The organism is Romboutsia sp. 1001713B170207_170306_H8 (assembly GCF_015550495.1).
GTDB lineage: Bacteria > Bacillota > Clostridia > Peptostreptococcales > Peptostreptococcaceae > Romboutsia_E.
Genome location: NZ_JADNAX010000021.1, coordinates 1 through 9,230 on the forward strand (window position 1 = coordinate 1; position 9,230 = coordinate 9,230).

Here is a 9,230-nt window from a genome sequence, read left to right on the forward strand (position 1 = left end):
TTACCAACTAGCTAATCAGACGCGGGTCCATCCTATACCGCCGGAGCTTTGATATTTCTATCATGCGATAAAAATATGTCATCTCGTATTAGCGTACCTTTCGGTACGTTATCCGTGTGTATAGGGCAGGTTACCCACGCGTTACTCACCCGTCCGCCGCTCACTTCCGAAGAAGTTCGCTCGACTTGCATGTGTTAGGCACGCCGCCAGCGTTCATCCTGAGCCAGGATCAAACTCTCAAATAAAAGTTGTCCATCGCTCAGCTAATCATTATCTGAATATCTGGCTTGGTTGTTTGTGTTTAATTCTTAAATAAGAATTAGTTATATAAATTAACCTACTGTTTAATTTTCAAAGTTCATTGTTTCGACTTACTTATCTTACCAAGTTTTCATTTCTTAGTCAAGACTTTTTTATTTTTTTCTTAAGTCGTTTGCCCTTTTCTTAAGGACAAGTAATACTATACCACCTTATTTTTATATCGTCAACACTTTTTTTAACTTTTTTTATTTATTTTATAATTATCATTTATTTTATACTATTTCTACATTTTTATTCGCTATTATATATAAATATTAAACTTCTTATATATATTGTATATATTGAATTTACTCTATCCTTAGTCACTTTATTTATATATAGCATAATTTATGTAACTAAGGACATTGACTTTAAATTTAAATATATACAAATTAATCTTCTAGCAACGCATCAATTCGATTTTTATCAAATCCAAGTACATGTTCTCCATTAATAAGTATTACTGGAACAGACATATAGCCCATACTGATTAACTCTCTTTTAGCTGATAAATCTTTTGAAATATTATATTCTATATAATTTTCACCGATTTCTTCAAAATATTCCTTTGCTTTTATACAATTAATACATGTATCACTTGAATATATCTCTATCTTATTCATTTATTCCTCCTATATTTTTGATAACTTTCATTATACTTGTTTTTTTTTATATATTGTATTAGATTATTATTAACTCAATCTTAATAATTTAATAAATATTTTTGATAAAATATAATTATAATACATAAAATTAGGTTATTATACAATATAATCTTATATCTTTTAGGAGGATTTTAGTATGAGCAAAAAAGTATTAATAATGTCCGCGTCTACAGGCGGTGGGCATAATAGAGCTGCTCGAGCTATTAAGGAAGAACTTAGTAATAAAATAATAGATGGTTCTCCAATAGAGTGTGAAATCATAGATAGTTTAAAACTAGTTAATAGTACTATGGATAAAATAATATCTAGAGGCTATGAAAAATCAGCTATATATACACCTAAAGCTTATGGAAGTGTATATAGATTATCTGAAACAACTTTAGCTTCTAAAAATGAATTTAAAGATAATCCACTTACTTCATTTATGGCAAAAAAATTCAGGTCTTTACTTGATAAATCTAAACCTGATTTAATAATAGGTACTCATCCTTTTCCTATGATTGCTCTTAGCACTTTAAAGAAAAATGCCAAAGCATATAAAAATCATGAGAACTCTATTTTACACGATGCTCTACATAAATATTATTGTAATTTATATGTTCCACCACTAATAACAGTTTTAACAGACTATACAACTCATTCTACATGGATACAAAATGAAATTGATTACTACATTGCAGGACACGAATATGTAAAAGAACTCTTAATATATGATGGAGTATCTCCTGAAAAAGTTAAAACATTCGGAATTCCTGTAGAAAAATCTTTCTTATCTAATAGAGATCGTTCTACAGTTTTATCTGAATTTGGTTTAAATCCAGATAAATTTACAGTATTATTAATGGGCGGTAGTTTTGGAGCTGGAAATATAAAAGAAACATTGGAAGAACTTTTAAATATAGATAGAGATTTTCAAATTATAGTTATTACAGGTAGAAATGAAAATTTAAAGGAAAAATTAGAAAAAAAGCTAGAAACACATGTTGATATAATGGATAAAAAAATACTTATTTTAGGATTCACGGATAAAATGAATGATCTTTTAGCTTCTGTAGATGTTTTAGTAAGTAAACCAGGTGGGCTTACTACTACAGAAGCATTGCTTAAAGATTTACCTATGATAATTCCATACTATATTCCAGGTCAAGAAGAAGAAAATTTAGATTTTCTTTCAAATTGTGGTGCAGCTTTAAAGCCCACAAAAAAATTCACTTTAACTGTTTTATTAAAAGTGCTTATTGACGATCCAACTAGACTAGAAATATTAAAAAATAATATAAAGTCTATACAAAAGTCTGATTCTGCACAAAATATAGCAAACTTAGTGGAAAAAATACTTATAAGTAAATAAAGTAAAATAAAAAGGATACTTTTTTAATTAAAGTATCCCTTTTTTTATTTTAAAATCCATATAAATACATGTCATAATCTTCTTATAAAGGCTCATAGAAATCTTCTTCATAGTCATATTGATAGTTTTTATAATTATTCCTAAATACGCTGTCTTTATTTTTAGCTTGCTTTTTTTTCTTTTTACTAATTAACAAGCTTAAATCGTCATCATAGTTATACTTAGATTCTTCTCTGGTTTTTAGGTTTCTTGTTCTTTTTTCCTTCATAGCCTCATGTTCTTCTAAGTTCATAGTTGATTTCATGTAACACCTCTAATTTAAAAATTTAGATAAACTTAAATCAAATTATACATTAGTAATATGCTTCATTCAATAATTCCTATTTAAATTTTTTTAGCAATTTCTAAAAAAAAATGACAAAAAAATCGAGGTTTTTCCCCGATTTTTTATATTTCTCTTCTTCCTTCTAGAGCTTTACTTATAGTAACTTCATCTGCATACTCTAGGTCTCCTCCAACAGGTAATCCATGTGCTATCCTAGTCACCTTTATACCCATAGGCTTAACTAATCTCGCTATATACATAGCTGTAGCTTCTCCTTCTATTGTAGGGTTTGTTGCCATTATTAACTCTTTAACATCCTCACTACCTAATCTTACTATAAGCTCTTTTATTTTTATCATATCAGGTCCTATACCATCCATAGGAGATATTACTCCATTCAATACATGGTATTTTCCCTTAAATTCTCTTGTTCTTTCCATAGCAGCTACATCTCTAGGATCTTCTACTACACAAATTACGCTAGAATCTCTATTTTTATTAGAACACATACTACAAGGATCTGTATCTGTTATATTACAGCAGATTGAGCAGTATTTTATTTCTCTTTTAGCTTCTATTATAGCCTTAGATAAACTTTCCACATCATTTGTTTTCATATTTATAACATGAAATGCCAATCTTTGGGCTGTTTTTCTTCCTATTCCAGGAAGTTTTGAAAACTCTTCTATTAGCCTAGATATAGGCCCTGTATATACTTGCATCAATATCACCTACTAAAATAAACCAGGTATATTCATACCTCCAGTAACTTTACTCATTTGACTAGCTTGCATATCATCTACACTCTTTAATGCTTGATTCACTGCACTCAGTACTAAGTCTTGTAGCATTTCTATATCATCTGGATCTACTACCTCTGGTTTTATAGTTATATCTATTACTTCTTTCTTGCCATTTACTTTAACAGTAACAGCTCCTCCACCAACTGAAGCTTCTACTTCTTTAGATTCTAACTCTTCTTGCATTTTTTGCATATTTTCTTGCATCTTTTGAGCCTGCTTTAATATATTATTCATGTTTCCAGGCATCATTCCACCAAAATTTTTCTTAGCCATATTACTCTTCCTCCTTAAAATTCTTTATTTTTATATTATATCATAAATAAATATTTATTATTTGATCTAATTTTCCTCTATATGATCCTTTACTTCTAACACTTCTGGGCTAACTATATTTTTTAAAATTTCTTCACCCTTATCTTGAGACGTTTCTTTTATAGCTAATTCTACATCTTTTACTTCAGACTTTAAGAATATTTTCACAATAAAACTTCTATTAATTATTTCTCTTATCTTATTTTGTATATATTCTATTGTATCTGGTGAACTTAACCTAGTTTTAGCAAATCCATAATTATCATCAAATATTAAATATAATTGACTATTGTATACATTGAAATCTCTTACATCACCTAAAAGTGCGTATACAGGCATGTTTTTGTCTGCTCTTATACTTTTTAATATATTCTTCCAAGATTGTTCTATTAATTTAACATCCTCACTCTTTACTTGTTCATACTCTATTGCTTCATCCTTATTAGCAGAATCATCAACAATTTGATTATTATTCTCTTTTATTGTGGTAACCGTTATATTACCACTTTCAATTGTTTTTTCTAAGTTTTCTATTCTTTTAATTAATGCTTCTTTACTATTCTCAAACATAGGCTGAGCTATCTTCATCATAGTTACTTCTGCTACAACTCTAGGATTCGATGCTGTTTTTATATTATCTTGAGTAGTTGATAGTATATTTAATATCCTTATTAAATCATTATTGTTTACAGTATTAGCCTGTTTTTTTAATTGTTCAATAATTTCTTCTGGCAAAGAAATTATTTCATCTAAATCATTTGATACTTTACAGATCATTAAATTTCTAAAATGATCTATTAAATCATTAATTAAGTTTCTTATGTCTTTACCCCATATTATAAATTCATTTAAAACTTTAAGTGATTCTTTTGTATTCTGATCTATTATGTACTGTGCTAAATCAAATAATTGTTCTATATTAACAGTTCCTAATAATTCTACTACATCCTTATATTCAATTTTTTCATTTCCAAATGAAATACATTGATCTAATATACTAAGAGCATCTCTAAGGGCTCCTTGTGAATTTCTAGCAATTAAATTAAGTGCTTTTTCTTCAACTTCTATATTTTCTTCTATACATATTTTTTTCATTCTTGATGTAATATCTTTTACTGTAACTCTCTTAAAATCAAATCTTTGACATCTAGATAATATAGTAGCCGGTATCTTATGTGGTTCTGTAGTTGCTAATATAAATATTACATATGAAGGTGGTTCTTCTAGTGTCTTTAATAAAGCATTAAAAGCTCCTTGGGACAACATATGCACCTCATCTATTATATATACCTTATACTTACTTTTAGTAGGAGAATACTTAACGCTCTCCCTAAGTTCTCTTATATCATCAACACTATTGTTAGATGCTGCATCTATCTCTACAACATCCATAATGTTATCACTTAATATATCTTTGCATACTTCACACTCATTACATGGTTCTTGATCTACACCATTTAAACAGTTTACTGCTCTTGCAAATATTTTTGCTGTAGATGTTTTTCCTGTACCTCTAGTTCCAGAAAATAAGTATGCATGACCTATATTATTATTTTCTATTTGATTTCTTAAGGTCCTAGTAATATGTTCTTGACCAACTACATCTTCAAACTTCTGCGGTCGATAAACTCTATACAATGCTTTATGCATCTTTCTCTCTCCTTAATATAAAATCATTCATTTATAATTTTTCCATCATATTCAATTATTATATCATTTTTTTTAAATAAAAAAATCCCTGTTAAAGGGATTTACTTTTATATATTATTAAATGCTGTACACCAGCTATTGACTTAAACTCACAGACGTTACCTAAACAGTTAGCTCGGCTTAGGCTCCCCCACGGCACACGAAAGTGATCACTTACCGCTGCTTCATTCCTGATCTGACGGAGTTCATGAGCTCTCGTTGCGTAGGACCTAAGTGTCAACACCACTTATTTAGGGCTGCTCTACAAATTTTAAGCCTCTAGCTGGAATTCAACCCTGCTATAGCGGATTGCAGGTTACAGGGCACCGCTACCTCCCCATCTAGTACAGCAAAATTACAACCATATTTATTAACTTCTTGGCGGAGAGAGTGGGATTCGAACCCACGATACGCTTTTAACACGTATACTCACTTTCCAGGCGAGCGCCTTCGACCGACTCGACCATCTCTCCATATTATCTTTTACGTAAGTCTTTAAAGAACTTTTGTAAAATGATCGAACAATCTTCTTTCATTACTCCAAACGTAACTTCTATATTATTAAAATCAAAATAATCTATTTTAAATTCATGTTGTTTTTCTATATATGAATTTTTTATATGCTTAGTTCCTATTATAAGTTTCTTTATTCTAGAATTAACTATAGCTCCACTACACATTATACACGGTTCCATCGTAACATACAAGTCACAATTCATAAGTCTCCAACCACCTAATTTCTCTGAAGCTTGTTTTATTGCTAAAATTTCAGCATGAGCTGTACTATCTTTCAATTCTTCAGTTAAATTATGCGCTCTAGCTATTATTTCACCATCTTTCACTATAATAGCTCCTATTGGAGTTTCACCTTTAGTATATGCTTTATTTGCCTCTTTTAATGCTTCTTTCATATAGAATAATTTTTCCATATTTCCTCCTAGAACTTATAACAAGTTTATATTAGCATATTTTCTTTTATAATTCAACTTAAATTTATTATTATTATAATACTGCTATAAATAAAAAGAGAGCTAAATTAGCTCCCTTTCTTTTATATTAAAGTTTAATTTTTTATTTTATAACATCTACACCCATATATGGTCTTAATGCTTCTGGTATTACAACAGTTCCATCTTCTTGTTGGTAGTTTTCTAATATTGCAGCTAAACATCTTCCTACCGCTAATCCTGAACCATTTAATGTATGTACATATTCAGCTTTAGATTTTTTATCTCTCTTGAATCTTATACCAGCTCTTCTAGCTTGGAAATCTTCAAAGTTTGAGCAAGAAGATATTTCAACATATCTATTATAACTTGGCATCCATACTTCTAAATCATATTTAAATGCAGCTGTAAATCCTAGGTCTCCTGTACATATTTTAACTACTCTATATGGTAGTCCTAACATTTGTAATATTTTTTCTGCATCATTAGTTAATTTTTCTAATTCATCATATGAATTTTCTGGAGCAACAAATTTAACTAATTCAACTTTATTAAATTGATGTTGTCTTACTAATCCTCTAGTATCTCTTCCTGCTGAACCTGCTTCAGATCTAAAGCATGGTGTATATGCACAATATTTTATAGGTAATTGATCAACTGTTAGTATTTCATCTCTATGTATATTTGTTACAGGTACTTCTGCTGTTGGTATTAAGAAATAATCCACACCCTCAACTTTAAACATATCTTCTTCGAACTTTGGTAATTGCCCAGTTCCTATAAAGCTAGATCTATTAGCCATAAAAGGAGGTAATACTTCTGTATATCCATTTTCTTCTGTATGAGTATTTAAGAAGAAGTTTATTAATGCTCTTTCAAGTCTAGCGCCTAAACCTTTGTATAGTGTAAATCTTGATCCAGTTATTTTACCTGCAGTTTCAAAGTCTAATATTCCTAATCCTGTACCTATATCCCAGTGAGCTTTTTGTTCAAAATTAAACTTAGTAGGTTCTCCCCAAGTTCTTATTTGAACATTATCTTCATCAGTTGTTCCTTGTGGAACTTCAGGATTTGGCACATTTGGTATTCTCATTAAGTTATATTCTATTTCATTAGATACAGTTCTAACTTTTTCATCTAATTCTTTTATCTTATCAGATAACTCTTTTAATCTTGCTTTATCTGCGGTTACATCCTTACCTTCTTTTATTAATTGAGGTATTTTTTTAGACTCAACATTCATTTCATTTTTCATTACTTCTACTTCTTTAAGTAGATCTCTTCTCTTATCATCTAATTCTACTACTATATCAAGGTTGAATTCTTTTTCACCTCTTCTGTCCATTGCTTTTTTAATATCTTCTAAATTTTCTCTAATTCTTCTTATATCTAACATTTTACCCTCCTAATTTTTATATATCTCTTAAATATATTTTATTTAGTTAATTAAAAATTTTTATACTAGCATTATTTACATTTTCCGGAAATTTTATTATAAATAATCTATTTATTTTCTAGATTGGCTTACTATACCAGTAAATTTGGTAATAAAAAAAGACCTTCTACTCCCTATAAAAGGGACGAAAGTCTTTTATCCGCGTTGCCACCCTAATTAATCATGTACAAAATACACAATTCTCTCAATCCTGTAACGTAGGTCATACGTCTAATCTTACTATAATTTCCGATTAGAAGCTCTGGAATGGATTCAAAAACCATTGTTATGAGTTCTCACCAACCACTCATTCTCTGAATACAAATATGTCTTTTACTATTTTCCTTCATAGCTTGTAACTAATTGTTTTATTTGATAAACATTATATTATATATATTAACAACTTTCAATACTATTATTCGATTTTGTTTTCTTTTTTATGTTTATTGAAAATTAATAGATATTATTAGTTAGATAACATACCTTTTTCGTCTAATATTTCTATAATTTCGTCTAATATTTCTTTTTTTGCAACTTCTATTGTGTGACTATGATCATATTTTGTTAAAGAGGATAGTTGCCTAAACTCATCATTTTTAACTTTTTCCATGAATTCTTTTATATCTCTAAGAGATGATATATTTAATTCAGCCCTTATTTCTCCATATATAGGATGATTTACAATAACATCTTTAACTATTCCGCCCATATCAACTATTACCTTTAACTCGTCAAATAGTTCTTCATTATTATTATGATTTTTACATTGTATTTTACCTTCTATTTTTTTACTTTGATTAAATACTATATATCCTTGAGGAGTGGCTACAATTTCTTTTCCACTAGCTCTTATAAGTGCTATATCTTGAACTATTATTTGCCTACTTACACTTAGCAGATCTGCTAGTTCACTTCCCTTTATAGGCTTATTAGATTTTTCTATTATATCTAGAAGTTTCTCTCTTCTTTCATTTAAATTCATAATACACCTCATATTCCTCTAAAACCAATTTTTAGTAGTTTCTAAGTTGAAATTATTATAGTTTATACTTTAAATAATATTTTATAATTTATAATTAAATAAATCAATAACGATACTTTTAAATTTTTTATATAACAAAAAAGATTACGTGGCTACGTCTTACTCTCCCGGGAGGTTGCCCTCCGAGTACCATCAGCGCTAAAGAGCTTAACTTCTGTGTTCGGAATGGGAACAGGTGTATCCTCTTTGCTATAATAACCACATAATCTTTCGATTAACTTATATTAAGTTTTAGAGTTAATACTCTAAAAACTGCATATCATTTATGATATATCATTTAAGTTTTGGTCAAGTCCTCGACCTATTAGTATCGATAAGCTAAATACATTACTGCACTTACACCTTCGACCTATCAACCAGG

9 protein-coding genes, 1 tRNA gene, 3 rRNA genes, 1 other RNA gene and 1 other annotated feature are annotated in these 9,230 nt (G+C 29.0%); of the genes, 1 reads left to right on the forward strand and 13 read right to left on the reverse strand.

All coding sequences use genetic code 11. The features are described from left to right. Together I2A66_RS16390 and I2A66_RS16395 are read right to left on the reverse strand one after the other, a co-directional pair. A 16S ribosomal RNA gene (locus tag I2A66_RS16390) occupies positions 1-245 on the reverse strand; the annotation flags it as partial. Positions 246-692: 447 nt separating this feature from the next. Then, positions 693-923, reverse strand: a complete 231-nt coding sequence (locus I2A66_RS16395) for a glutaredoxin family protein (protein WP_122641369.1) — start codon at positions 921-923, stop codon at positions 693-695. A gap of 178 nt (positions 924-1,101) precedes the next feature. Here I2A66_RS16395 and I2A66_RS16400 point away from each other — a divergent pair, with 178 nt between their 5' ends. After that, a complete protein-coding gene (locus I2A66_RS16400; protein ID WP_122641370.1) occupies positions 1,102-2,316 on the forward strand; it encodes an MGDG synthase family glycosyltransferase in 1,215 nt (404 codons plus the stop codon). Between the two features lie 82 nt (positions 2,317-2,398). Here the strand turns inward: I2A66_RS16400 and I2A66_RS16405 are convergent, their stop codons facing one another. The 11 genes from I2A66_RS16405 to I2A66_RS16455 all read right to left on the reverse strand — a co-directional run. After that, entirely contained in the window at positions 2,399-2,620 is a 222-nt protein-coding gene (locus I2A66_RS16405) for a hypothetical protein (protein ID WP_122641371.1), read from the reverse strand. Positions 2,621-2,763: 143 nt separating this feature from the next. Next, positions 2,764-3,363, reverse strand: coding sequence for a recombination mediator RecR (gene recR / locus I2A66_RS16410; RefSeq protein WP_122641372.1), 600 nt, complete (start codon positions 3,361-3,363; stop codon positions 2,764-2,766). 12 nt (positions 3,364-3,375) lie between these two features. Then, positions 3,376-3,717: a YbaB/EbfC family nucleoid-associated protein gene (locus I2A66_RS16415; RefSeq protein ID WP_122641373.1), complete on the reverse strand. Its 342-nt coding sequence runs from the start codon at positions 3,715-3,717 to the stop codon at positions 3,376-3,378. 66 nt (positions 3,718-3,783) lie between these two features. Beyond that, positions 3,784-5,406, reverse strand: coding sequence for a DNA polymerase III subunit gamma/tau (gene dnaX, locus I2A66_RS16420; RefSeq protein ID WP_122641374.1), 1,623 nt, complete (start codon positions 5,404-5,406; stop codon positions 3,784-3,786). A gap of 124 nt (positions 5,407-5,530) precedes the next feature. Beyond that, positions 5,531-5,795: signal recognition particle sRNA large type (gene ffs / locus I2A66_RS16425), an RNA gene on the reverse strand. A 29-nt stretch (positions 5,796-5,824) separates the two neighbouring features. After that, positions 5,825-5,918, reverse strand: a tRNA-Ser gene (locus I2A66_RS16430). A 3-nt stretch (positions 5,919-5,921) separates the two neighbouring features. Then, entirely contained in the window at positions 5,922-6,374 is a 453-nt protein-coding gene (locus I2A66_RS16435) for a nucleoside deaminase (RefSeq protein WP_122641375.1), read from the reverse strand. A gap of 142 nt (positions 6,375-6,516) precedes the next feature. After that, positions 6,517-7,788 (reverse strand): serine--tRNA ligase, encoded by a 1,272-nt coding sequence (gene serS, locus I2A66_RS16440; RefSeq protein WP_122641376.1) that lies wholly within the window; start codon positions 7,786-7,788, stop codon positions 6,517-6,519. A gap of 177 nt (positions 7,789-7,965) precedes the next feature. Further along, positions 7,966-8,186 (reverse strand) — a binding site (T-box leader). 107 nt (positions 8,187-8,293) lie between these two features. Further along, a complete protein-coding gene (locus I2A66_RS16445) occupies positions 8,294-8,809 on the reverse strand; it encodes a transcription repressor NadR (protein ID WP_122641377.1) in 516 nt (171 codons plus the stop codon). 146 nt (positions 8,810-8,955) lie between these two features. After that, positions 8,956-9,072: ribosomal RNA gene (rrf, locus tag I2A66_RS16450) — 5S ribosomal RNA — on the reverse strand. A gap of 81 nt (positions 9,073-9,153) precedes the next feature. Beyond that, a 23S ribosomal RNA gene (locus tag I2A66_RS16455) occupies positions 9,154-9,230 on the reverse strand; the annotation flags it as partial.